1 pseudogene is annotated in these 386 nt (G+C 83.4%); it reads right to left on the reverse strand.

Features of this window, described 5'->3' with window-relative positions:
• A pseudogene (locus GSY69_RS13900) lies at positions 1-386 on the reverse strand (translation initiation factor IF-2); the annotation flags it as partial.

Here is a 386-nt window from a genome sequence, read left to right on the forward strand (position 1 = left end):
GCCGGGGCGCGCCGCGGGCTTGGGGCCGCCGGGGCGCGGCGGGGCATCGCCGCTGCCGGAGCGGCCACCGGGCTTGGGCATCCCCTGCGAGGGGGCGAACGGGTTGTTGCCGGGGCGCGCGGAACCGCCGCGGCCCGGCTTGGCACCGGGCTTCGGCATGCCCTGCGAGGGGGCGAACGGGTTGTTGCCGGGCCGGCCGCCGGAGCGGCCCTCGGGCTTGCCCGCGGGCTTCGGCGCGGGCTTGGGACCCGGCTTCGCACCGGGCTTCGGAGCCGCCGAGGCGGACTCGGGCGCGGCTGCCTCCGCGGCGGGGCGCGGGGGCTCGGGTGCCTCCGGAGCCGCGGCGGCGGGGGCCTCGGGGGCCGCAGGGGCTGCCGGCGCCTCGG

It is taken from the genome of Brevibacterium rongguiense (genome assembly GCF_009857845.1).
Lineage (GTDB): Bacteria > Actinomycetota > Actinomycetes > Actinomycetales > Brevibacteriaceae > Brevibacterium > Brevibacterium rongguiense.